Annotated in this window: 14 protein-coding genes; 1 reads left to right on the forward strand and 13 read right to left on the reverse strand. The window is 69.1% G+C overall.

What is annotated here, in order from left to right:
- Positions 1-4: 4 nt before the first annotated feature.
- From V3B30_RS19560 to purL, 13 genes are all read right to left on the reverse strand, one after another.
- Positions 5-790 carry a general secretion pathway protein GspN gene (locus V3B30_RS19560; RefSeq protein ID WP_100471245.1) on the reverse strand — a complete coding sequence of 262 codons (786 nt, stop codon included), beginning with the start codon at positions 788-790 and terminating at the stop codon, positions 5-7.
- Positions 780-1,490 (reverse strand): type II secretion system protein GspM, encoded by a 711-nt coding sequence (gene gspM / locus V3B30_RS19565; protein ID WP_238381648.1) that lies wholly within the window; start codon positions 1,488-1,490, stop codon positions 780-782. The genes V3B30_RS19560 and gspM overlap by 11 nt, the downstream gene beginning before the upstream one ends.
- Positions 1,471-2,616, reverse strand: a complete 1,146-nt coding sequence (locus V3B30_RS19570; RefSeq protein WP_100471243.1) for a PilN domain-containing protein — start codon at positions 2,614-2,616, stop codon at positions 1,471-1,473. Before V3B30_RS19570 ends, gspM begins: the two co-directional genes overlap by 20 nt.
- Positions 2,613-3,476: a general secretion pathway protein GspK gene (locus V3B30_RS19575; protein ID WP_100471242.1), complete on the reverse strand. Its 864-nt coding sequence runs from the start codon at positions 3,474-3,476 to the stop codon at positions 2,613-2,615. Before V3B30_RS19575 ends, V3B30_RS19570 begins: the two co-directional genes overlap by 4 nt.
- Complete coding sequence (locus V3B30_RS19580) at positions 3,473-4,105, reverse strand: type II secretion system protein J (protein ID WP_262083087.1); 633 nt, start codon at positions 4,103-4,105, stop codon at positions 3,473-3,475. Before V3B30_RS19580 ends, V3B30_RS19575 begins: the two co-directional genes overlap by 4 nt.
- Complete coding sequence (locus tag V3B30_RS19585) at positions 4,102-4,521, reverse strand: prepilin-type N-terminal cleavage/methylation domain-containing protein (RefSeq protein WP_262083086.1); 420 nt, start codon at positions 4,519-4,521, stop codon at positions 4,102-4,104. The genes V3B30_RS19580 and V3B30_RS19585 overlap by 4 nt, the downstream gene beginning before the upstream one ends.
- On the reverse strand, positions 4,518-5,012 hold the full coding sequence (locus V3B30_RS19590; RefSeq protein ID WP_262083085.1) for a GspH/FimT family pseudopilin: 495 nt from the start codon (positions 5,010-5,012) through the stop codon (positions 4,518-4,520). The genes V3B30_RS19585 and V3B30_RS19590 overlap by 4 nt, the downstream gene beginning before the upstream one ends.
- 6 nt (positions 5,013-5,018) lie before the next feature.
- A complete protein-coding gene (gene gspG / locus V3B30_RS19595) occupies positions 5,019-5,462 on the reverse strand; it encodes a type II secretion system major pseudopilin GspG (RefSeq protein ID WP_087921484.1) in 444 nt (147 codons plus the stop codon).
- A 49-nt stretch (positions 5,463-5,511) separates the two neighbouring features.
- Positions 5,512-6,732 (reverse strand): type II secretion system F family protein, encoded by a 1,221-nt coding sequence (locus tag V3B30_RS19600; RefSeq protein ID WP_014035932.1) that lies wholly within the window; start codon positions 6,730-6,732, stop codon positions 5,512-5,514.
- Positions 6,733-6,756: 24 nt separating this feature from the next.
- On the reverse strand, positions 6,757-8,478 hold the full coding sequence (gene gspE / locus V3B30_RS19605; protein WP_100471238.1) for a type II secretion system ATPase GspE: 1,722 nt from the start codon (positions 8,476-8,478) through the stop codon (positions 6,757-6,759).
- 136 nt (positions 8,479-8,614) lie between these two features.
- A complete protein-coding gene (locus V3B30_RS19610; protein WP_262083084.1) occupies positions 8,615-10,468 on the reverse strand; it encodes a S8 family peptidase in 1,854 nt (617 codons plus the stop codon).
- A 157-nt stretch (positions 10,469-10,625) separates the two neighbouring features.
- Entirely contained in the window at positions 10,626-18,152 is a 7,527-nt protein-coding gene (locus V3B30_RS19615; protein WP_262083083.1) for an ESPR-type extended signal peptide-containing protein, read from the reverse strand.
- A 438-nt stretch (positions 18,153-18,590) separates the two neighbouring features.
- Positions 18,591-22,475 carry a phosphoribosylformylglycinamidine synthase gene (purL, locus tag V3B30_RS19620; RefSeq protein WP_262083082.1) on the reverse strand — a complete coding sequence of 1,295 codons (3,885 nt, stop codon included), beginning with the start codon at positions 22,473-22,475 and terminating at the stop codon, positions 18,591-18,593.
- A 739-nt stretch (positions 22,476-23,214) separates the two neighbouring features.
- On the opposite strand from purL, the gene V3B30_RS19625 reads away from it, so the two are divergent.
- The gene (locus tag V3B30_RS19625) at positions 23,215-25,314 is read left to right on the forward strand and encodes a glycosyl hydrolase family 18 protein (RefSeq protein WP_262083081.1); all 2,100 of its coding nucleotides are present in this window, start codon (positions 23,215-23,217) and stop codon (positions 25,312-25,314) included.
- Positions 25,315-25,345: the final 31 nt, after the last annotated feature.

Below are 25,345 nucleotides of genomic sequence, written 5' to 3' on the forward strand. Positions count from 1 at the left end.
CACTCTATCGGTTGGTGCCATCGCCCGGGGGCGGCGACGGTTGTTGCTGCTGTTGCTGCAGCTGGCGGCGGCGGGCCTGGATGCGTTCGCGGATGGCCTGCATCTGCGCTTCGCTGGGACCGTTGTTGGCCGGTGGTGTTTTTGCAGCTGTCGCCGCGGGCGCTGGTGCATTGCCAGCGGGCGACGGCGATGGGGGTGCCGCGGCCGGTGGCGGCGCTGGCGGAGCGCCCGCCGAGGGCGGCACAACGATCGCACCTGCAGGCGGCGCACCATTGGCACCACGCAGCACCGTTGGCGGCTCACCGCCCTGGCCGTTGAACACCGCCAGTTCGAGAACCTGGTTGCCACCGGGCCCGATCACCGTGGCTTGGCGCGGCTGCAGCGCCACCAGCTGCCAGCCATCCACGGCTTCGCCGTTGAGGCGCAGGCGCAGCGAGCGGTTCTGTTCAGTGGTGAACGTGGCCATGCCGAAATCGCCGGTCAGCAGCACGCCGGTCAGGCGCAGCGCGGCGCTGGCCGCCGGTTCGCTGCCACCCAGCAGGTAGGGCCGCGGCCTGCGATCCTCGGCGAACAGCGGGCGCTCACTGATCGCGCTGTAGCTGTCGGCGCTGGCCATGCGTTCGGCGGCCAACGGCGGCAGCACCGGCAGCGAAGGCACCGCATCGGCGTCGCCATCCGCACCTGGCAGCTGGCTGCCCAGCCCGAAGCCGGTCGCCAGCCAGACGGCGGCCGCCCAACCGGCCAACGCCAGCAGGAAGCCGGTGCGCAGGCTGATCTGTTCAAGCTTCATCGGCCACCTCCTGTCCGTCGGACGGGGGCGCCGGGTTGGGCGCGGGTGCGGCCTCGTCCGGCGAAGCGGGTGGTGCCGGTACCGGTGCCGCAGCGGGTGCCGCAACCGTGCCGTCGGCGGCAGCTGGCAGCAGATAGCCGGCCAGCTCGAAGGACACGTCCAGGCCCAGCCCCGATTCGTTCGGCGATTGCTGGAAGCGCTGCGCGATCAGGTTGAGGTTGTCGACGAACAGGCGTGGGCTGCCGGTTTCCAGGCTGTGCAGCACGGTGGCCAGTTCGGCTACGCCGCAGCGCAGGCGCACCTGCATGGCGACGCGCACGAACTCGGCATCGCGCCGGTTGTCGGTCAGCGGCGTGCGGTTGCTGATGGTGCAGCTGCGGTTGCCCGGGCTGGCCATCGCCACTGCATCTTGCAGGCGGGCGCCCAATGCAGCGGCGGCAGCTTCGGCAGTGGCTTCGCGCAGGAAGCCCGGCCGCTGCTGCAGTGCCTCGCGGGTAGCGCGAAGGCGCTGTTCGATCTGCGGCTGCTGCTGCAGCTGCGCCTGCACGCGCGACTCGCGTTCGCGCAGGGCGGCGACATCGGCATCGATCGCACGCAACGGCTGGGTGAACCAGGGGTGCACCAGCAGCAGATAGGCCAGGCCCAGCACTGCCAGCAGCAGTGCCAGCGCCAGCCAGCGGTCACGGCGTGCGCTTGGCATCGGCATCGGCCGCCTCCGGGGTCGGTGCGGCAGCCGGCAACGGCTGCAGTTCGGCGGTCATGGTGAAGCGGTCGCGGCCACTGGCGGCGCCATCGGCCTGCAGCACCCCGGTCAGGTTGACCTTGCGCCACTGCGGTGCGTCCTGCAGCAGCTGCACCAGCTGCGATGCCTCGCGGCTCAGGCCGATCAGCTGCAGGTTGTTGTTCTCGATCGCCAGCTTTTCCAGGTAGGTACCTTCCGGCAGGCGCCGGGTCAGTTCGTTCCAGATCTCAACGGTACCGGCGCGCTGGCTGCGCTGCTTCTCCAGAAACGCGGCGCCATCGATCAGCGCCTGCAACTGCGCGCGTTCGCTGGCCACGCCACGCGCACTGCGCGCGCTGCGCTCGACCTGGTCACGCAGCTCATCGGCGGCGGCCTGGCGGTTGTCGAGCAGCTGCACCGCGGCCAGTACCAGCATCACCACGGCAGCCACGGCCAGCAGCAGGTTCCAGCGCCGCATCGGGTCTGGCCGCAGTTGGCGCTGCGCGGGCGGCAGCAGGTTCACCTGCAGCACGTTGCCCTGCGCATCGATGGCATCGACGCCTGCCAGCGCGTCGGCCCATGGGCCCACACCGGTGCGCCATGCGTCCAGCTGCCGCAATGGCCACGCCACCAGTTCGACCTGAAGCTGGCCCTCGCCGGCCGCGCCGAGCTCGCGCACGTCATAGCTGACCTGGCTGGATTCGAACGGCGTCTGGCGGTCGATCTCGAAGCCGACCACCGCACGCAGGCGGTCGGCGGCGGCGGCCGGCAGCCGCAGATCGCGACGCAGCACGGCGTTGGCGGGCAGCAGCCACACCCGCGGCAGGCCGCGCAGGCGAGGCTCCAGCACGCGGTCCAGTTCCACCGGCGACAGCGGCCACGGCAGGCGCGCCACCGCTTCGCGGCGTTCACCGGCTTCACGCCAGACCTGCAGCTGGTCACCCTCATGCTGCAGCAGCAGCCGTGCCTGGCCCCAGCCCAATGCCCATTGCCAGCGCACTGGCACCCAGGCCAGCAGCGACTGCCGCCACCAGCGCAGGAAGCGGCCAGCGCCCGGGCCGATCCGGCCCTGCACCTGCCGCAGAGTGTCCTGCCACGCCGTCATCTTGCTGTCATTCCCTGCTCCCAGCGAAGCACTGTGTAGGTCCGCCCGGGAACCCCGCCCGAGCCACTGCGTACCACGGCCTGCAGCACCGACCTGCGTCCACTGCGGTCGATGGCACCGGACTCGATACTATAGGTGCCGCTGCTGCTGGCAAGCGTTGGCGTACCACCAGCGGAATCTGCATCACGCTCCTGCTGTGCGCGCTGCGCCAGCACCCTGTCCGCATCCAGGCCCAGCGCAGCCAGCACCGGCGCGCTGGCGAACTGCGGATCCGGCCGTGCCTGGCGGCTGTACAGGGTCAGGTGCGGCAGCATCGCCCGGTACAGCGGTCCGCGCATGCCCAGGACCCGCTGCAGCTCGCCCAGGGTCTCGAACCGCCTGTTGCGCGGGCCGTAGGGCAGCCCGGCCGCGGCGTAGTCCTGCGCTTCGGCACCACCGCCCGGCTGCAGCAGGCTGTCCTCGTCGCGCCAGTCGATGATGGCCCCGGCCAACTGCCGGGCCTGTGCATCGTCTTCGCCAAGCGCCTTGAGGAAGGCCGTCAGCAGCGCCGCATCGGCCAGGTTCAGGTTGATCTTGCCGTTCTCATCCAGCACCTTGATCTCGATGCTGGCGTCATCGAATTGCCAGCGGTACGTACGGCCATCGGCACGCCAGGGCGCTCGCTGCGGATCGGCTGACAGACGCAGCAGTGCATACTCGAGGCCGGCGCGCGCACGTTCCTGCCCGCGCGCATCGTCATCCAGCACGCGCTGCTGCAGGTGTTCGACCCGCGCACTCAGCGCGAACGCGCCGACCAGCGCCGTCATCAACGCGATCAGCCACAGCACCAGCACCAATGCCGCCCCGCCCTGACGGTTCATCGCGCGCCTCCACTGCCACCGGCACGCGGCGCCACCACCAGCGGCGGCCACGGCGCGCCCCGGACCGGCACGATCTGGATCTCCACCAGCATCGGCAGGCGACGCGTGTCATCCCAGCGCGGCAGCCAGTCGGTCACTTGCCCGGTGCTGGCATCGATGCCGCGATAGCGCAGCTGCACCGACTTCAGGTTCTCCACCAGTACCTCCGGCGGGCGTGGCGGATTCTCGGCGATGCGCTCGCCTTCCTGCAGCAGCACCAGGTCCAGCAGCAGGCGCTGCTGGCCATTGCGCCCGTCCACCTGCAGCGCGTGCAGGTAGGGGCCGCCACGGCCGAGGTATCCGGGCAGGTCGGCAGCGAACAGCATGCGCTGCTCTTCGCCCTGGAAGAAGAGCGGTTCGCGGGTGGGGTCCGGGGCCTCCAGAGGGGTGCGCAATGCGCCCGCCAACTGCCTGCGCAGCAAAGACTCCACTGCGCGCATGCGTTCGCTTTCGGCGGCAATCTGCTCACCGCGCTGGCTGACCGCCATCGCCGAACGCACGCTGGCAAAGGCCAGTGCCAGGCCGCCGGCCAGCAGTACGGTCGCGAGCATGACTTCGACCAGGGTGAAACCTGCGGTGCGGCGCCTCACCGTGCATTCTCCAGGTCGGGCGGCAGCAGGCGCAGGCTGCGCCAGCGCAGCTGCTCGCGCTCGCTGTCGCCCCAGCGCACCTGCAGCTGCAGCTCCGCCAGCCATGGGGTGCCCGGCGACGTTGCCTGCACGACGCTGCCGGCGCGCGGCTCCACCCACGGCTGAACCTGCAGTTCCCAGTGATAGCGTCCCTGTTCCCAGTCACCCTGCTGGCTGCCCACCTGCAGCGGTGCGCCGACGCCGGCCTCGGCCAGCAACGACTGTGCATGCAGCACCGCGCGCGTGCGCAGCTCGGCATCCCGTACCTGCCTGGCGCCGCCGGACAGGCTGCCCAGCAGGAGGGTCAACGCCAGGCCCAGCAGGGCGAAGGCGATGATCACTTCCAGCAGGGTGAAGCCACGCGCGCGCCGCTTCATTGCACCCGCCAGGGGCCGGAGCGGACCTCGCCGGTCAGCCAGCCGACGTCGATGCGCCATTCGGCACCGTCGCGCTGCAACCGGATGCGACCACCGCTGGAGCCGCCATCAGGATGGAATTCGATCACCCCCTGCCCCGGCGCGGTGGCCAGCTGTGCGGCGCCTTCGAACTGCACCTGCAGCTGTGCCGGGACCTCACCGTGGCGCTGGCTGGCACCCTCCCAGCGGCGCCGTGCCGGTTCGATCACGAAGCGCTGCGGTTCGCCGCGGGCGATTGCCTGCGCGCGCACCATGCGCAGCTGGCTGGCGATGTCCTTGCCGGCGCTGCGCAGCTGCATGCCCGCAAAACCGCGCGACAGGCCAGCGGCCGTGATCAGGCCGATCGCCGCGATCAGGGCGATCACCAGCAGCATTTCCAGCAGCGACAGTCCGGCCGCGCGCCTGCCGTGCAGGCGCGGGTGGGGCAACCGGCGCGGCAGGAAATACGTCATGCGCGGTTACGGCTGGTAGCGGATGTCAGCGTCGACGCTGCTGCCGCCGGCCTTGCCATCCTTGCCCAGGCTGACCAGCTCATAGGGCTGGCTTTCGCCCGGCGCGCGGTATTCCAGCGCATGGCCCCACGGGTCGTTCAGGTCGGCCGGCTTGGCGTACGGGCCCAGCCACCCGCCGACCCCGGCCGGTGCCGTCACCAGGTCGTTGAGCGTGCCCGGCAGCTTGCCGGTGTCGATCTGGTAGTTGTCGATCTTGGACGCGACGGTCTGCACCTGCGCCTTGGCGATGTTGGCCTTGCCACGGTCGGCGCCGCCCAGCACGCGGCTGGCGACCAGGGTCAGTACCGCGCCGATCAGCACGATGACGATGATGATTTCCAGCAGGCTCATGCCCGACTGGTTGCGCGCGGCGGTGAAGGAAAGGCGGATCGGTCGGCGACGGGCAATCATGGACGGTCCTTTCAGTTGCGGAGTGTCGGGGTTGCAGGGAGTGCCATCGTCAACCGATGGCATTGGTCAGGTCGTACAGCGGCACCAGCACGGCCACGATCACCGCGCCGACCACCGAGGCCAGCACTAGGGTGATCGCCGGCACCATCGCCGCCAGCATGCGGTCGATGCGCCGGGCGCTGTCCTGTTCGAACGTGTCGGCGGCTTTCAGCAGCATGGTATCGAGTGCGCCGGATTCCTCGCCGACCTGGATCATCTGCAGGGCCAGGCGCGGGAACCGCTTGCCGCGCGACAGTGCCAGCGACAGCCCGGCGCCGTTCTTGACTTCATCGGCAGCCGTTTCCACGTCGGCGGCCAGCGCGCGGTTGCCCAGCACGTTGCGGGCGATGCCCAGCGCGCCCAGCAGCGGCACGCCGTTGCGCAGCAGCGTCCCCAGCGTACGCGCCAGCCGCGCGGTTTCCAGCTCGCCGACGAGGCGGCCGATGCCACGCCGCTGCAGCAGCCAGCCATCCAGCGCCAGCCGGAACGCGGGTTGCCGCGCCTTGCGCTCGAAGAACAAGACCACCAGTGCCGGCACCACCAGCAGCAGCACCCACCAGTCGCGCACGAACAGGCCCAGCTGCAGCACTGCATTGGTGAACCACGGCAATGCCACGTCCAGGCTCTCGTACATCTGCGCGAACTGCGGCACCACATAGCCAAGCAGGAACAACAGTGCACCACCGACCACCACCAGCAGGATCGCCGGGTAGACCAGCGCGTTGATCACCTTGCCCTGCAGCGCGCGGCTGCGCTCGAGGTAGTCGGCCAGGCGCTGCAGGGTTTCATGCAGGCTGCCACCTGCCTCGCCGGCACGCACCATGTTCACGTACAGGCGCGAAAACAGCCCATGCTGGCGTTCCAGCGCGGTGGACAGCGGCGCACCGCCGCGCACCACATCGCGGATGTCGGTGATCGCGCGGCGCGATCGTTCGTCCTCGGGCAGGCCCAGCAGGATCGACAGCGCGCGGTCCAACGGCTGCCCGGCACCGAGCAGGGTCGCCAGCTGCTGGGTGAACTGCAGCAATGCGGCGCCCTGCAGCGGGCGCTGCTGCAGCAGGTTGCGCCAGCTGCTGCCGCCGATCGCGCCGGCATCGGCCAGCTGCGTCTCCATCGGCAGGTGGCCCTGGTCCTGCAGGCGCGCGATCAGCTCGGCCTCGCTGGCCGCTTCCATCTGCCCGTCGAAGACCTCGCCATGCGGATTGAGCGCCTTGTAGCGATAGTTCGGCATGTCAGCCCCGGCGTCCTGCGCGCATCAGCTTTCCTCGGTCACGCGCAGTACTTCCTCGATGGTGGTCTGCCCGCTCAACGCCTTGGACAGGCCATCTTCGTACATGGTGCGCATGCCGGCTTCGCGGGCGATGCGCTCGATCTCGCCCATGCCATCGCGACGCATCACCGCACGCCGCAGCGCATCGTTCATCACCAGGAATTCCATGATAGTGGTACGCCCCAGGTAGCCGGTCGGCGCCAGCGCCGATGCCTTCGGGCGGTACAGGTGGATCGGCCCTTCCGGCTGCAGGCGGCGCAGCTCGAACCGCTCGATCTCCTCCGGCGAAGCGGCATAGCGCTCGGCGTGGGTCGGCTCCAGCCGGCGTACCAGGCGCTGGGCCAGGATACCGTTGATGGTGGAGGTGAGCAGGTAGTCTTCCACGCCCATGTCGAGCAGTCGGGTGATGCCACCGGCGGCATTGTTGGTGTGCAGGGTGGACAGCACCAGGTGGCCGGTCAGCGCCGACTGGATGGCGATGCGCGCGGTTTCCAGGTCGCGCATTTCACCGATCATGATGATGTCCGGATCCTGGCGGACGATGCTGCGCAGCGCATTGGCGAAGTCCAGGCCGATCTGCGGCTTGGCCTGGATCTGGTTGATGCCCTCGATCTGGTATTCGACCGGGTCCTCCACCGTGATGATCTTGACGTCAGCGGTGTTGAGCTGGCTCAGCGCGGTGTACAGCGTGGTGGTCTTGCCCGAGCCGGTCGGGCCGGTCACCAGCAGGATGCCGTGCGGCTGTTCCAGCACTTTGCGGAACTGCGGCAGGAAGGCGTCCGTGAAGCCAAGGCGGTGGAAATCGAATACCACCGTTTCGCGGTCCAGCAGGCGCATCACCACGCTTTCGCCATGCGCGGTAGGCACGGTGCTTACGCGCAGGTCCAGCTCCTTGCCCTGCACGCGCAGCATGATGCGGCCGTCCTGCGGCAAGCGGCGCTCGGCGATGTTGAGCCGGGCCATGATCTTGATGCGGCTGATCACTGCGGCAGTGAGGTTGGCCGGCGGGCTTTCGCCCTCCACCAGCACGCCGTCGACGCGGTAACGAACCTTCAGCCTGCTCTCGAACGGTTCGACATGGATATCCGACGCGCGCAGCTCCACCGCGCGCTGGATCACCAGGTTGACCAGACGGATCACCGGCGCTTCCGAAGCCAGGTCGCGCAGGTGCTCGATATCGTCGACGGCACCGCCCTCGCCGTCCGCGGTTTCCACGATCGCTCCCATCGCGCTGCGGCCCTGCCCGAACCAGCGTTCGACCAGATCATCGATTTCAGCGCGCATGCCCAGCACGGGTGTCACCGGAACCCCCAGCGCCAGCTGCACGGCCTGCTGTGGATAGGCGTCATGGGCATCGGCCAGCCACAGCCGCACCCCGTGTTCATCCAATTCCAGCGGGCACACGTGGAACTGCTTCAGGAAGCGCAGCGACAGCGGCAATCCCTCGGCCAGCCCCTGCGGCGGGGCCTCCGGCACCTGCTTGCCTTCCAGCAGCGGCAGGCCCAGCACCTCGGCACTGGCCTGTGCCTGGTCGCGTTCAGACACCAGGCCCAGGCGCACCAGCAGGCCCAGCAGGCTGCCACCGGCCTCGGCATGCAGCGGCCGCGCGCGTGCCAGGTCTCCTTCCTTGAGCCGGCCGCGCGCCAGCAGCGCATCCAGGATGCGGCCTTCGGCGTCGTCGGTAACGGTTGCAGCGAGCGCGTTCACGTGACTCTCCTGTCAATCGGCCCGACTTTAGCAGTTAAGCCGTGATTTCCGCCGCCCTGCGGCCACCTTTCGTAAAAAGACGAAGCCCGTCACACAGGATGACGGGCTTCGGCCATTCAACTACGACACGAGGTGCTTACTGCGTGGCGAGAATGCTCACACCGTTGTAGGCGGCTTCGCCCACCACCTTGATGTAGTACGTGCCTGCTACCGGCTTGGTCACCCGCACCGTTTCGGACGTGCCAGGACGGGTCGACTTGGCATCGTTGTCGCTGGCGCTCGGCTCGCGTCCCTGGGCGATGTAGACCGACACGTTGCCGGTGCCACCGTAGGTGATAACGCTGAGCTGCTTGCCGGCGACAGCTTCGAAGCTGTACAGGCGGCTGCTGGCGGCAGCGCCGCTGAGGCCACCGACCGCAGCCTTGTTGGTCAGCGGCGTCGCCACCGGCCCACAGTTCTCGGTGCACGGTTCTTCCAGTGCCTTGGCCAGCGCGGCCTTGGCGTCGAGAATACCGGTACCGATCGGGGTGGCCGCCGGAATGGCGACCGGGAACGGACGTGCGGTTTCCTTCAGCAGGGTGCGCATCGCCGCCGGGGCCAGCGGATCCTTGCCCTTGGCGATCAGCGCGCTCTGCACCAGTGCGGCGACGGCTGCCACGTGCGGCGAAGCCATCGAGGTACCGCCCATGCCCATGTAGCTGTAGCTGCCTGACTCCGGGGTGGTGGCCGCATCGGACCCGGACTGCCACACATAGCCTCCCGGGTTGCCATCGACACTGCCACCACCGCCTGGTCCGGACAGGTCAACGCGGGTGCCGTAGTTGGAGTAGTAGGTGATGCCGCCGGTGATACGGGTGGCACCCACGGTCACCACGCCCTCGCAGCTCGCCGGGCGGTACTTGGAGGCGTTGTCGGTTTCGTTGCCCGCCGCCACGACCACCGTGGTGCCACGCGAGATCGCGCCGTTGATCGCGTCCTGGTAGGTACCATCGCAGCTGCCGCTGCCGCCCAAGCTCATGTTGATGATCTCGGCCGGATTGGCGTTGGCGGGGACGCCCGTCACCGTACCGCCGGAGGCCCAGGTGATGGCATCGGCGATATCGGACAGGTAGCCACCGCACTTGCCGAGCACGCGGACCGGCAACACCTTGGCCTTGTGCGCCACGCCGGCCATGCCAACACCATTGTTGGTCTGCTCGGCAACGGTGCCGGCCACATGGGTACCGTGCCACGAACTGTCTTCGGCCAGCGAGCCGTTGTAGCACTCGTTGTCGTTCTCGACCCAGTCGCCATAATCCTGCGCGCCCGGCACGCGGTCGTCGGTGGCACGGCGCGAGGTCTCGGCATCGCTGATGAAGTCGTAGCCTTCCAGCAGGTTGCCGACCAGGTCCGGATGCTGGGGCAGGATGCCGGTGTCGAGCACCGCCACCACTACGCCCTCGCCCTGCGACACATCCCAGGCTGCAGGTGCGTTGATGCCGCCGGTAGCGTTGTGCAGGTGCCACTGATACTGCTGGTAGTACGGGTCGTTCGGCGCCAGCGCCGGCTGCACGTCGCCCGCGCGCAGTTCACTGCGGCGCAGCTTCACGTCGGCCTCGGCGTACTGCACGGCAGGATCGGCCTTCAGCTCCTTCAGTACGCGCTGCAGTTCAGCCGGGGCCAGGCGGCCCTGCAGGCGGATCACATCGGCGCCGATGCCGAGCTTGCGCACGACCTGCGGCCCGAGCGTGCTGGCACGTGCCGTGCCCCCCGACAGGCTGGCGCGGGTCAACGCCGATTGCACAGTGGACAGCTTGGCCGAGCGATCACTGGCCGCAGCGGTACCGGCGCGGTACTTGACGATGATGCGCTCGGCCCCCGGTTGGGCGGTGCTGGCCTGGCGCACCGGTTCACGGGTCGGCAGGCCGGCGGCGTGGACGGCACCGACGGCCGTCATCGACAGCACGGCGGCGGCAAGCACATTGATGCGAAGGTTCTGCTTCTTGATCACGTCGAATTCCTCTTCTGGGTCATGGATCGAACCAACACTGCGGCCATCATTCCTTGACGACTCCCGGCCGGCCCAGCCGGGATTGCCGTGACCTCCCCCCAGGCCCTGATTGCAGGTACGGCGCCGGCGTGGGTGGCCGCCGGCGCAATGGAGTGGCTTACCAGCCGAAGCCGGCACCGACGCCGACCGAACTGTCGTCACTGCTGAAGGCGCCGCCGAAGGTGACCGTGGCGCGATCGCTGATCGCACGCTGGTAACCCAGCGACAGCGCCGATTCGCCGCCCTGGAAACCGATGCCGACACCCACACGGTTCTGGGTGCGGATGCCGGCGGCACTGGTGGCCATGTTGAGCATCGCGGCACTCATCGCGCCCTGGCGGTCGATGCGGCGGTCCATGTGGCGCAGGCGTCCATCGATCTCGCCCTTGAACACATCGAAGCTGTCGGCAACGGCCTGCACGCGGCTGTCGGTGTAGCTGTTGGCCGTGGCCATGCCACGATCAAGCTGGCCCTTGTTGACGGCGTCGGTAGCGGTGGTGCCAGCGGCGACGTTTGTGACCTGGCGTTCGTTGCCTTCGCTGCCCACCGAGACCGTGTTGGCACGATCGGCAACCGAACCCTGGCCCAGTGCCACGGCGTTTGCCGCAGTGGCGCTGGCGCCCTGGCCGATGGCCGTGGACGAAGCACCGCTGGCGACGGCGCCCTCGCCCATCGCAACGGCATTGACCCCTGTCGCCGGGGTACCGACCGGAATGCCGGCCCCCGCCGCAGCAACCGTCGGCGTGCCCTGCACGCGCGCGGTACCGGCCGGTGCGGCATCGGCCGTTGCCGGTGCGTCGGCCACGCTGGCCAGCGGGCTTTCATCCAGCGACGCACTCATTGCGCGCAGGCTGGAAGCACCTGCGCGCGTGCCACCCGCGGTACGACGGTCAATCTCGCTGACCTTGCGGTCCAGCGCACCGAGCGCATCGCCGACGTTGCTGTAGGTGGCGCCCTGGATCACGTAGTTGGGCGCCACGAACACACCCTGCATGCCGACGCTGGCGCCACCGCCGAGGAAGCTGGCGGCATCACTGAGCGACTGGAACAGCTGCCCGCCATTGATCGCCTGGCGGCTGCCTGCGGCGATGCTGCCGGCACCGACGTTGTCGATGGTGGTGCCCTGGAAACCGGACAGGGTCAGCCGGTCACGGCTGGCATCGTCATAGCCAACCGCACTGGCCGCGGTGGTCTCGACCGTGGCGATGCGCGAATCGAAATCACCCACGCGGGTTTCCACCGCGCCCACCCGCTGGTTGGTGACGTTGAGCTGGGAACCGGTGATGGCATCGGTACTGCCAGCGGCGATGCGGCCGTCGGCCACGTTGACGATGCGCCGCGTGGCCGGGCCGGCCGTGCCGTTGCCGCCGCCGACCGAGACCACATTGGCCTCAAGCGCGCGCGAACCGGCACCCAGTGCCACCGAGTTGTTGCCGCTGGCGCCACTGTTTGCGCCCAGTGCCAACGCTGCATTGCCGAGGGCCGTGGCACCACTGCCCAGCGCATTGCTGCGGCTGCCACTGGCGTTGGCATTGCCGCCGATGGCCACGGCGTCGGTGCCGGTGGCACTGGCGGTACCCGAACCATTGGCCTTGAAGCGCTGGCCGACCGCATCGGCGGTAGCGGCCACTGCATCGAGCTGGCCCTTGTTCACCGCGTCGGTGGCCTGCGTACCGGCCGCGACATTGGTGAGCTGGCGGTTGATCGCGCTGTGGGTGACTCCGGCGGCATCGACCCAATCCTGTGCGGCGCCGACCGAAACCGTGTTGGCGCGGTCGGCCAGCGAGCCTGCCCCCAGCGCGACGCTGTTGCCGGCGTCCTTGGTGGTCCAGGTGTTGCTGCCGAGCACCGTCGCGTTGGTGGCCTGGGCATAGCTGTTGTAACCGACCACGGTGGCGCCGTCCTCGGTCGCCCATGCCTCACTGCCGATGGCGGTGGTGTACTGGCCGCCGCTGACGCTGCCTGCATCCTGTCCCGCCAGTGCGTTGAAGCCGACCGCCACGCCGTTCAATCCGGTGGCGGCGTTGTTGCCGAGTGCGGTGCCGTACTCACCGGCCCTGGCCTGTACACCGAAGCCGGCGCCTGCGATCTGCGCGATGGTGCCCTGGCCCACCGCCGTAGAGACATCGGCGGCCTGCGCGGCACTGCCCACGGCGGTGCCGAAGAAGCCGGCGCTGGCACCTGCACCGAACGCCGTGGCGCGCCAGCCACTGGCTTGGGCGAAGTTGCCGACCGCTGTGGTTTCGCGGCCATCGGCGATCGCGCCATAGCCCACTGCAGTGGCAGCCAGACCGGAGGCCTCGGCGAGGCTACCGACGGCGGTCGCCCCGATGCCCTGCGACTGCGACTGCGCGCCGATCGCAATGCTGGCGGCGCCCCCGCTGCTGCTCTGTGCGCCCAGTGCGACTGCCCCGCTTGCGGTGCTGCTGGCACCGCTGCCGATGGCCACGCCCTGCTCGGCCGTAGCCAATGCGTCGACGCCTACCGCAGTGGCGTTGGCCGCCACCACCGTGGCACCGCTGCCCAGTGCGGTGGCGCCGTTGCCGAGGGCATTGGCCGCGTTGCCGGCGGCCAGTGCGTTGTCGCCGTCCACCAGTGCGCCGGCCTCGCCATCGGCATTGCCGCTCGCCTGGAACTGGCGGCTGGTCTTGTCGGCAACGCTGGCGACCGCATCCAGCTGGCCCTTGTTCACTGCATCGGTGGCCTCGGTACCCGCCGCCACGTGAGTCACCTGGCGCTCACCGCCCGTCGTGCCCACGGCCACGGAATTGTCGCGCTCAGCCTTGGAACCGGCACCGAGCGCCACGCTGTTCAATCCACTGGCGGTGGCGCTGGCACCCAACGCGGTGGCATCCGCCGCATCCGCCCACGAATTCCAGCCGATGGCCGTGGCGTAGTCTTCGGTGGCCCACGCACCCGCGCCGAATGCGGCCGCCCCTGTGCCACTGGCACGCGACGGGATCAGGCCGAAGAAGGTGCTGCCGCCGATCGCCACGCTTTCTTCGCCACTGGCTTCGCTGGACTGGCCGACAGCCACTGCGCCGGTACCGGCGGCGGCGGCACCGAAGCCAACCGCCGTGGTGTTGGCGCCACTGGCCGCAGAACCGTAGCCCAGCGCAGTGCCGAGGCGGCCGGTGGCTTCGGCATAGCCGCCGACGGCGGTGGTGCCATCGGCGGAGGCCGTGCTGCGGAAGCCGCTGGCCAGTGCCTGCGTGCCGCTGGCGTTGGACTCGGTGCCGTTTGCAGTGCTGTAGGCACCGCTCGCCTGTGCACGCGCACCGACTGCGCTGGCGCCGAGCTCGCTGGCGCTGGCGCCGGTGCCGAGCGCCAGGCTGTCGTCGCCGGTGGCCTGTGCGGTGCTGCCCAGCGCCGCCGCGTTGTTGCCGGTGGCCAATGCATCAATGCCCACGGCCGTGGCATTGGCAGCCAGCGCGTTGGCACCGCTGCCAAGCGCGGTGGCGCCGTTGCCGATGGCGTTGGCCGCATCACCGGCCGCCAGCGCGTTGTCCCCCTCGACCAGCGCCCCCGTTTCGCCATCGGCGCTGCCGCTGGCCTGGAACTGCTTGCTGGTCTTTTCCGCTGCCGCGGCTACGGCATCGAGCTGGTTCTTGTTGACCGCATCATTGCCCTGCGTGCCATCGGCCACGTTGGTGATCTGGCGGGTATTGCCACCACCACCGACCGACACCGTGTTGTCACGGTCGGCGATCGAATCGGCACCCAGCGCCACGCTGTTGGCAGCGCGCGATTCGGCCGCATTGCCCAGCGCGGTGCTGTTGATGCCGCCGGACCAGGCGCCGCCACCGACGGCGGTGGAGTAGTTGCCCGATGCTTCGGTGGCCAGCACGCCGAACAGCGATCCGCCGACTGCGACGCTGTTGGTGCCGGTGGCCAGGCTGCCCTGGCCGGTGGCCGTACTGTAGGCACCGGACGCTTCCGCGTCGCCGCCCAGCGCCACGCTGTTGGATCCGGAGGCATTGGCGAAGTTGCCGAACGCGGTGGCGTTGAAGGCCGACGCCTGGGCATAGCCACCGATGGCGGTGCTGTAGCCGCCGGTTGCTTCGGCACCGATGCCGAACGCTGCCGACGCGGTGCCACTGGCGACGCTCTCGCTGCCGACCGCGGTGGAGGCGCTGCCACTGGCGTTGCTGAAGTAGCCCACCGCCACGGCCTCCTCGCCGGAGGCTTCGGACAGCACGCCGGTAGCGGTGCTGCCTGCGCCGCTGGCGATGCTGGCCGCGCCGAACGCCGCGCTCTGCTCCCCGCTGGCCTCGCTTTCCGCACCGTGCGCGGTGGCGTACTCGCCCGTGGCCTGCGCATTGGCACCGACGGCACTGGCGTTGGCCGCAGTGGCCAATGCATTGAAGCCCAGCGCCTGGGCATTGTTGGCCAGCGCGTTGGCGCCGCTGCCCAGTGCGGTGGCGCCATTACCGATGGCGTTGGCCGCATCGCCTGCGGCCAATGCGTTGTCGCCTTCCACCAGCGCACCGGCCACATCGTCGCCGTTGCCGCTGGCCTGGAAGAAGCGGCTGGTAGTGGCTGCTGCACCTGCCACGGCATCCAGCTGCGCCTTGTTCACCGCATCGGTCGCCTGGGTACCGGCAGCGACGTTGGTGACCTGACGCTCGTTGCCGTCGCTGCCGACCGAAACGCTGCGGGCGCGGTTGGCGACCGAGCCGGCGCCCAGTGCAACGGCATTGCTGGCGCTGGCGTTGCTGCCGGCACCGAGTGCGATCGCGCTTTCGCCACCGGCCACCGTGTTGGTGCCGATGGCGATGCTGTTGAGGCTGTTGCCCAGCGCCTGGAAGCCCAGCGCCACGCTGTTGTCGCCATAACCGAAGGCACCGCGACCGACGGCGGTGGAGCTGGCGCCGTTGGCCCAGCTGTTGTAACCGATGGAGGTCGCGCCGCTGCCGCTGGCCCACGCCGCATTGCCGAACGCCGACGCGTTGGTGGCCGTCGCCCATGCGCCGGAACCGAAGGCGCTGGCGCCACTGGCGGTGGCCCAGCTGTAGCCGCCAACGGCGGTGCTGTCATCACTGCTGGCGAAGGCGCTGTCGCCGACCGCGACCGCGTAGCTGCCGGTCGCACGCGACTTGCCGCCGGCCGCGAAGCTGTTGTCGCCGCTGGCCTTGGCGGCGTTGCCGAACGCACTGCTGGCGGCACCGGTCGCCTGCGCACCGCTGCCAACCGCCGTTGCGTCCGCAACCGCAGTGGTGCCGACCTGCTGCGCCGTGCCGTCGGCATCGATGATCGGCTGGTTGTACTCATCGTAGGCCTGGCCGAGGCCACCGATGGCAACACCGCCATTGCCGGTGGCGTTGCTGTTGCGACCCACCGCCACGGCGTCGTCACCGATGGCCGAGGCCGCTGCGCCATGCGCAACTGCACCGGCGCCGATCGCATTGCTCGACGAACCTGCCGCAACCGCACCTTCGCCCTCGGCCATTGCACCGGCATCGCTGCCTGCTTCCGGCTGGGCCTGGAAGAAGCGCGCAGTGGTATCGGCGGTGCTGGCCACGGCGTCGAGCTGCGCCTTGTTCACCGCGTCGGTGGCTTCATTGCCGGCGGCGACGCTGGTGATCTGCCGCTCGTTGCCGGCACTGCCGACCGCCACGCTGTTGGCACGCACCGCTTCGGAGTTGGCACCGAGCGCAACGCTGTTGGCCCCGCGTGCGGTGGCGTAGTAGCCCACGGCGGTGCTCTGCGCGCCGCTGGCCCAGGTCTGTGCGCCCAGTGCACTGGCGTTCTCGCCAGGCGCATAGGCAAAGTAGCCGACTGCGGTTGCTTCGGCGCCGGAGGCTTCGCTCAGGCTGCCGTTGGCCACGGCGCGGTCACCACTGGCGATGGCGCCGGCACCGACGGCCGTCGCCGCTTCGCCGCTGGCCTGGGTCTGTACGAAGAAGCCCAGGCCCGGAATCAGGTCGGCCGGGCCACCGATGGCCACGCTGCTGGTGCCGGTCGCGTTGCTCTGCGTACCCAGCGCGGTGGAGTAATCACCGATGGCATTGGCGACGGCACCGAACGCCGACGCCTGCGCACCGGCTGCATAGGCGCCGACACCGTACGACGACGCTGCAAATCCACTGGCTTCGGCACTGGCGCCGACCGCAGTGCCACCGACACCTGCACTGGTGGCGCCGGTTTCCACCGGCACGCCACCACTGGTGATCAGCGGGTTGCCATCGGCATCCACCGCAGCGCCACCCACGGCAACGCTGCCCGGGCCATTGGCCTGCGCGTTGTTACCGAACGCTGCACTGTTCTGGCCCGAGGCCAGTGCGTTGTTGCCAACGGCGGTGGCGTTCTGCGCGACGGCCGCAGCACCGGCACCCACGGCCGTCGCGCCCTTGCCGATCGCATTGGCGGCCTCACCGGCCGCAAGCGCCTCGTCGCCCTCGGCCAGCGCGCCGGCATCACTGTCGCTGCTGCCGTTGGCCTGGAAACGCTTGGCGGTGGCATCGGCCACGGCGGCAACGTCCTTCAACTGGCCGACGTTGACCGCATCGGTGTCTTCGGTACCGGCGGCCACGCTGGTGATCTGGCGGGTCAGGCCATATTCGGCAGCGCCCACGGAAACAGTATCGACGCGGTCGGCCAGCGAGCCGGCGCCCAGCGCCACGCTGCCGGTGGCAACCGCAGCGGAGTTCGAACCCAGCGCGGTGCTGTATTCACCGACGGCGGTGCTGAACGCACCCACCGCGATCGATGCTTCGTTGGCTGCAGTGGCGCCGCGGCCCAGTGCGGTGCTGCCCGGGCCCATCGCCACGGCACCACCACCCACGGCAGTGGCGCCATCGGCGGTGGCTTCGGACAGGGCGCCGAGTGCGGTGGCCGCACCGTTTTCGCTGGCTGCGGTAGCGCTTGCGCCGACTGCGGTGTCGCCAAGACCGAATGCCGCAGCGCTCTGCCCGACCACCACGCTGGCATCGCCGATTGCCAAGGAACCCTGGCCGAACGCGCTTGCGCCCAGGCCAGCGGCAATGGCCTGGGTGCCGATGGCGGTGGTGGCGTTGGCCAGCGACTGTGCACCGGCGCCGGCCGCAACTGCGCCCTGCCCCTCGATCTTCGCCGCGTCGCTGTCATCGCCTGCGCCGTCGGCCTTGAAATAACGGTTTCCATCTGCGGCCACGTCCGCCAGTGCGGCCTGCGTGGCGCGCGCTTGCGCATCCAGCTGCGCCTTGTTCACCGCATCGGTGCCCTGGGTACCGGCGGCCACGTTGGTGATCTGCCGCTCCTTGCCGGTATCGCCGACGGACACCGTGTTGGCGCGCGTAGCCTTGGAGCCGGCGCCCAGCGCCACGCTGTTGGCCGCGCTTGCGCTGCTGTTGCCGCCGATCGCCACCGCGTTGCTGCCCTTGGCACTGGCCGAGCCTTCGATCAGGCACTTTTCCAGCAGCTTGCCGCTGAATGCGACGCAGGTGGCGCTGCCACCGATCTGCACCGACTGTGCGGCGGCCGAACCGCTCATGCCCAATCCCACTACCAGGCCCAGTGCCACCGCCAGCAGGGCGGGCGTGGCCTGAGTCGCATTGCGGCGCTGGTCGACCACCCCGCCGCTGCCGCTGTCGGAGGAAGCCAGTTCCGAGGCCACCACCAACTGACCCAATGCTTTGTTCCAGACCTTGCGATAAATCCGATTCATCGGTACGGCTCCTGATTGGACTGGTTTTGGGCAAAGCAACGCCACCGCCGGACCTTCTGGTCCAACGTCCCCTGGGGGCGTTTATTCGCGTGATTTACTGCGGGTATTGCCGAACGGCGCGCAGCGACAGAAAACCGAGCGCGTGCGCCAAGCGGTTACTGCGGAATGAATGGTTCTGAAACGGGGTTCAAGTGTTAACGGCAACTTTGCAGATCGTCAAGACTTTGACACGACAAATCCTATTGCCGTGAAGCAGTTCACCATTTCACGTGTTTATAAAAGCATTTTGTTAGGTATGCGTGACGAACTGTTGGCGCATGAAAACGGATGTAACTAGCGGGCAGATCAGGAATTTCACGCGCGCAAAGAAAAACCCGCCGACAAAGCAGCGGGTTTCTCCATACGCGGTGGCATTGCGGCCTGCGCGGAACGATGCGATCAGCCGCACCACACCCGTGCATTGCGGAACATCCGCATCCACGGCGAATCACCCTGCCATTCCGCCGGTGCCCAGCTCAGGTTGAGCGCACGCGGGGTGCGCTCCGGGTGCGGCATCATGATGGTGACGCGACCATCGGTGCTGGTCAGGCCGGTGATGCCGTCCGGCGAACCGTTCGGGTTCAGCGGGTACTGGCTGGCAACGTTGCCGTGGCCATCGATGTAGCGCAGCGAGACACGTGCGGCAGCCTGGTCGACGGCATTGTCGAACACGGCCTGGCCTTCGCCATGTGCCACCGCCACCTGCAGGCGCGAGCCGGCCATGCCACGCAGCAGGACCGACGGCGACTCCACCACTTCCAGAAGCGCGGTGCGGGCTTCGAACTGCTCGCTGGCATTGCGGCGGAACTGCGGCCAGTGCTCTGCACCCGGGATGATGTTCTTCAGCTGGCTCATCATCTGGCAGCCGTTGCACACGCCCAGCGCGAAGCTGTCTTCGCGCGCGAAGAACGCGGCGAAGGCATCACGCAGTGCGCTGCGCTCCAGGATCGAGGTGGCCCAGCCCCGGCCGGCACCGAGCACGTCGCCGTAGCTGAAGCCGCCGCAGGCGACCAGGCCGGTGAAGTCCTGCAGTGCCACGCGGCCTTCGATCAGGTCGCTCATGTGCACGTCGAAGGCGCGGAAGCCGGCACGTTCGAAGGCGTTGGCCATTTCGATCTGGCCATTGACGCCCTGCTCGCGCAGCACGGCCACGCGCGGACGCGCGCCGGTACTGATGAAGGGTGCAGCCACGTCTTCGTTGAGGTCGAAGCTGAGCTTCGGCTTCAGTCCCGGCGCGGTGAAGGCACGGGCAACTTCGCGCTCGGCATCGGCGTTGGCCGGGTTGTCGCGGCGCTTCTGCATCGCGTGGGTGACCGACCACCATGCGTCGAACAGCGCGTCCCAACGCCACTCGGCCAGGTTCTCGCCACCCAGCGACACGCGCACCACCGGCGCGGTGGTCGGCTTGGCGATGCGCTGTGCGCATTCGGTCAGTGCGTGGCGTTCGACCAGGTCGGCGAACGCAGCGCGGTCCTCGCGCGCGATCTGCACCACCGCACCCAGTTCTTCGTTGAACAGGCTGCGGAACGGATCATCGCCCCAGGCATCGAGGGTGATGTCCAGGCCCAGCCGCGAGGTGAACGCCATTTCGCACAGCGCGGCGAAGGCACCACCATCGCTGCGGTCATGGTAGGCCAGCAGCAGGCCAGACTGGCGCGCATCGCGGATCAGCTCGAAGAAGCCACGCAGGCGCTGCGGATCGTCGAGGTCCGGCGCGGCCCCGGCAAAGGCCGGCAGGTCGCCGTGGTCGGCATGCACCTGGGCCAGGATCGAACCGCCCAGGCGCTGCTTGCCGGCACCCAGGCCGATCAGCCACAGCTCGCTGTCCACGTCGCGGTCGAGCAGCGGGGTCAGCTGCTGGCGCACGTCGGCCACCGGCGCGAAGGCCGAGATCACCAGCGACACCGGCGACACGCTCTTGTGCGCTTCGCCCTGGTCGTGCCACTGCGCCTGCATCGACAGCGAGTCCTTGCCCACCGGGATGCTGATGTCCAGCTGCGGGCACAGTTCCATGCCCACCGCCCTCACCGCGTCGTACAGCAGCGCGTCTTCGCCCGGGTGGCCGGCCGCGGCCATCCAGTTCGCCGACAGCTTGATTTCATCCAGCGCATCGACCGGGGCCGCACACAGGTTGGTCAGCGCTTCGCCCACCGCCATGCGTGCCGACGCAGCGGCGTCGAGCAGGGCCAGCGGCGTGCGCTCTCCGATCGACATCGCTTCGCCGGCCACGCCGTCGAAGTCGGCCAGGGTGATCGCCACGTCGGCCACCGGCAGCTGCCACGGGCCGACCATCTGTTCGCGCGCGGTCAGGCCGCCGACGCTGCGGTCACCAATGGTGACCAGGAAATTCTTCGAAGCCACCGTCGGGTGCGCGAGCACGCGCAGGCCGGCTTCCTGCAGGTCCAGGCCGCCGGTCTTCAGCGCCGGCCAGCGCGGGGCCGGCGGGTGCGCGGTGTCGCGGTGCATCTTCGGCGGCTTGCCGAACAGCACGTCCATCGGCAGGTCGATCGATGCATCGGCCGGGGTGTGGCCCGGCACGGCACCGTAGGCCACCACCAGGTGTTCCTCGGCGGTGGCCACGCCAACCGCAGCGAACGGGCAGCGCTCGCGGGCACACAGCGCAGCGAACTCGGCCAAGCGCTCCTGGGCCACGCCCAGCACGTAGCGCTCCTGCGATTCGTTGCACCACAGCTGCATCGGCGACAGCGACGGATCGTCGGTGGGCACCTTGCCCAGGTCGATGACACCACCAACCTTGGAGTCGTGCAGCAGCTCGGGGATGGCATTGGACAGGCCACCGGCACCGACGTCGTGGAAGAACTTGATCGGGTTGTTGGCCCCCATCGCCACGCAGCGGTCGATGACCTCCTGGCAGCGACGCTCCATTTCCGGGTTGTCGCGCTGCACGCTGGCAAAGTCCAGGTCCTCGGCGCTCTCGCCTGAGGCCACCGAGCTGGCGGCGCCGCCGCCCAGGCCGATCAGCATTGCCGGACCGCCCAGCACGATCACCGCATCACCGGCCTGCAGCTGGATCTTGTCGACCTGCACGCGGTCGATGGCGCCGAGGCCACCGGCCAGCATGATCGGCTTGTCGTACGCGCGCACCAGATCGGCGCCCTCCGGCAGCTCGAAGCTGCGGAAGTAGCCGAGCAGGTTCGGGCGGCCGAACTCATTGTTGAACGCTGCGCCGCCGAGCGGGCCGTCGGTCATGATTTCCAGCGCCGGTGCCATGCGCGGGTTCAGCGCGCGCGGCGCTTCCCACGGCTGCGGCAGCTCGGGAATGCGCAGGTGCGAGACCGAGAACCCGGACAGGCCAGCCTTCGGCTTGCCGCCGCGGCCGGTCGCGCCTTCGTCGCGGATCTCGCCGCCGTTGCCGGTCGATGCGCCCGGGAACGGCGCGATCGCGGTCGGATGGTTATGCGTCTCCACCTTGATCTGGAACGCGCTGGGCACCTGCGGCTCGCGGCGGTATTCGCCACTGGCCGGATCGGGGCGGTAGCGCGAGGCCGGATGGCCTTCGATCACCGCGGCATTGTCGCTGTAAGCGCTGAGCGTGTGCTGCGGGGTCTGCTGGTGGGTGTTCTTGATCATCCGGAACAGCGAACGGTCCTGTTCCTGGCCGTCGATGGTCCAGCTGGCGTTGAAGATCTTGTGGCGGCAGTGCTCGGAATTGGCCTGCGCGAACATCATCAGTTCGACGTCGGACGGCGCGCGGCCGAGCGCGGTGAAGCGTTCGCGCAGGTAGTCGATCTCGTCCTGGGCCATGGCCAGGCCGAGGCGCTGGTTGGCGGCCTCCAGCTGGTCCACCGGCACGCGCTCCAGTTCACCCCGGGCCGGCGCCGAGAACAGCGCCTGGCCCTGTTCCACGGTCTCCAGCACCGACTGCGTCATCGGGTCGTGCAGCGCCTTGACCAGCGCCTGCTGGGCGGCGGCATCGGCCGGCCAGCCCTGCACGTCGATGCGCAGGCCACGCTCGACCCGGCTGACCGGCTGGCCGGCACCGCGGACCAGTTCGGTGGCCTTGCTCGACCACGGCGACAGCGTACCCAGGCGCGGCACCACGATGCGGCTGACCGCGCCGTCGGCCACGGCTTCGGCCTGCGGCGCCGCTTCGAGGATGCGGCACAGGGTGGTCAGGTCAGGGGCGGCGCTGCCTTTGGGCTGCACGAAGTAGACGTGCCAGGCACCGCTGATGCGCAGGGAGGGAGCGATGGACTGCAGGCGGGATTCAAGACGTTCGCGGCGGAACGGCGACAGGGCGGGCGCGCCCTCGAGGACCATCATGTCCGGGGAACCGTAGTTGGGAAACGGGCCCGACATTGTACCGGAAGCGGGGGGTGGGCTTTGGCCGGGCGGCGCCCGGCACCCGCCGAAGCCAAGGCAACGGCAACGGCAACGGCCAAAGCAAAAGCTGGGTTCCCGTGGGATGGCGGGGGGGGGCCGGTGGCGGGGGACGCCGTAAACCCGTCCCTGGGGGCTTGGCCGCGGCATCCATGCCGCGGACACCCCCGCCACCGGACCCACCCCGCCTCCGACAGTTTCCCGCGATCTGCGGTAGATCCACGCCATGCGTGGATGCTCTGCGGTAGTGCCGGCCGCTGGCCGGCAACCAGGGAACAACACAAATCAGTCATTTGAAGAGCGAGCTGCGCAGGGGCGTAAGCGCCATGGATGGCGCGCCCGAGCCTACAGGGACGTATTCACGGCGTCCCCTGCGCAGCCCACCCGCCCGGCCAACCCCCAGAAATCCGCTGTTCGCGGAAAGCCCCAGCCACGAGGGGCTCCGCCGATGGCCGCCCACCGCGCGCAGCGCCGCCCTCCGCCCGGATCCCGGAACCATGCGCTTGCTCACGGATTGACCACGCGATTGATGACAACGTTGTCCCTACCTGGCGCCGGACTCTCTCCCCGGCCTCCCAGGTGCCTCCGTCCGGCCCCTCCGTCGCCTTCCCGGGCGACGCCCGGACCTGCGTCACGCGCGGCGCCATCGGGGCCCGCGCGCCCTTTGATCGGAGACTTACCCATGTACGACCCGATTGTGCGCAGTGCCGAACGTTCGACCCGAAGCTGTCGTCCCCGCCGACTGGCCTGGCTGCTTGCCCTGGCCGCCGGTACCGCCGCCCTGCCCGGCCTGGCGCAGGCCGCCAGCTGTGCCGGGGTGGCCCAGTGGGACCAGGCCAAGATCTACCGCGCCGGCGATACCCTGCAGAAAGGAGGCGTCCTCTATCGGGCGAACCAGGACATCTGGAACGCGCCGCCGGACCATCCGGCCGGTGCGCCCTACTACACCAACCTTGGCGCCTGCGATGGCAGCGGCAGCAACCAGCCGCCGGTGGTCAGCCTGACCTCGCCGGCCAACGGCGCCACCTTCAGCGCCGGCAGCACGGTCAACGTGACCGCCAACGCCAGTGATCCGGATGGCAGCGTCGCCAAGGTCGAGTTCTTCCGCGATGGCAGCACGCTGGGCGTAGCCACCAGTGCGCCGTATGCGGCCAGCTGGGCCAATGCCAGCGCCGGCAGCCACACCCTGCGCGCAGTGGCGACCGACAACAACAACGCCACCAGCAGCACCGCGACCATCACCATCACCGTCAACGCCGCCGGTGGCGATACCACCGCACCGAGCGTGCCGGGCGGGCTGGCGGCCGGTACGCGCACCGCCAACAGCATCGCGCTCAGCTGGAGCCCGTCCACCGACAACACCGGTGGCAGCGGCGTGGCTGGCTACGACGTGTACCGCAACGGCAGCCTGGTCGGTTCGCCGTCCAGCGCCAGCTATGTGGATGGCGGGCTGACCGCGTCGACCACCTACCGCTACCGCGTGCGCGCCCGCGACAACGCCGGCAACGCGTCGGCACAGGGCACCGAGATCAGCGCCACCACGCTGGCCGGTGACGGCGGCACCACCGGCAAGCGGGTCATCGGCTACTTCACCCAGTGGGGCATCTACGGCCGCAACTACCGGGTCAAGAACATCGACAGCAGCGGCTCGGCCGCGCGCCTGACCCACATCAACTACGCGTTCGGCAACGTGCGCAACAACCGCTGCGAAGTGGGCGTCACCCAGCCATCGGATCCGAACAGCGGTGCCGGTGGCGATGCCTTCGCCGATTACACCAAGGCCTTCAGTGCCGCCGAGAGTGTCAGCGGCAGCGCCGATACCTGGGACCAGCCGCTGCGCGGCAACTGGAACCAGCTCAAGCAGCTCAAGGCCAAGTACCCGGGCATGAAGGTGCTGATCTCGCTGGGTGGCTGGACCTGGTCGCGTGGTTTCTCCAGCGCGGCGCGCCCGGAAAACCGCCAGGCCTTCGTCGCCTCGTGCATCGACGCCTACATCAAGGGCAACCTGCCGGTGACCGACGGTGCCGGTGGCGCCGGTGCCGCACTGGGCGTGTTCGACGGCATCGACATCGACTGGGAATACCCGGTGGCCTGCGGCATCGAATGCGGCAAGCCGGAGGACAACGCCAACTTCACCGCGCTGATGGCCGAGTTCCGCCGCCAGCTCGATGCGGTGCGTCCGGGCCTGTTGCTGACGGTGGCGGTGGGTGCCGGCATCGACAAGATCCGCGTCACCGATCCGGCCGCGTACCACCCGTACCTGGACTACATCAACGTGATGACCTACGACTTCCACGGCGCGTGGGATGCGAAGACCAATCACCAGTCGGCGCTGTTCGATTCGCCGAATGATCCGTCCACCGGCGACCAGAAGCTGTACAACAGCAATGACGCCATCGAGGCCTTCATCAGCCGTGGCGTGCCCGCCGCCAAGCTCAACCTGGGCATCGGCTATTACGGGCGTGGCTGGACCGGTGTGGCCAATGCCAACAACGGCCTGTACCAGACCGCCAGCGGTGCCGCCCCGGGCACGTATGAAGCCGGCATCGAGGACTGGAAGGTGTTGAAGAACCTGGCGTGGCCGGGCTACACCGACAACACCGCCGGTGCCACCTGGATCTACAACGGCAGCACGCTGTGGAGCTTCGACACCCCGGCCAACATCACCCGCAAGATGGGTTACGTGAAGACCCAGGGCCTGGGCGGCGCGTTCGTCTGGGAGTTCAGCGGTGACGATGCGCAGGGCACGCTGACCAAGGCGGTCAGTGATGGCCTGAAATAAGGAAAAAGCCGGGGATGCGGCACGCATCCCC

Origin of the sequence: Stenotrophomonas sp. SMYL41 (assembly GCF_036319965.1) — a bacterium.
In the GTDB taxonomy this organism is placed as follows: domain Bacteria; phylum Pseudomonadota; class Gammaproteobacteria; order Xanthomonadales; family Xanthomonadaceae; genus Stenotrophomonas; species Stenotrophomonas maltophilia_R.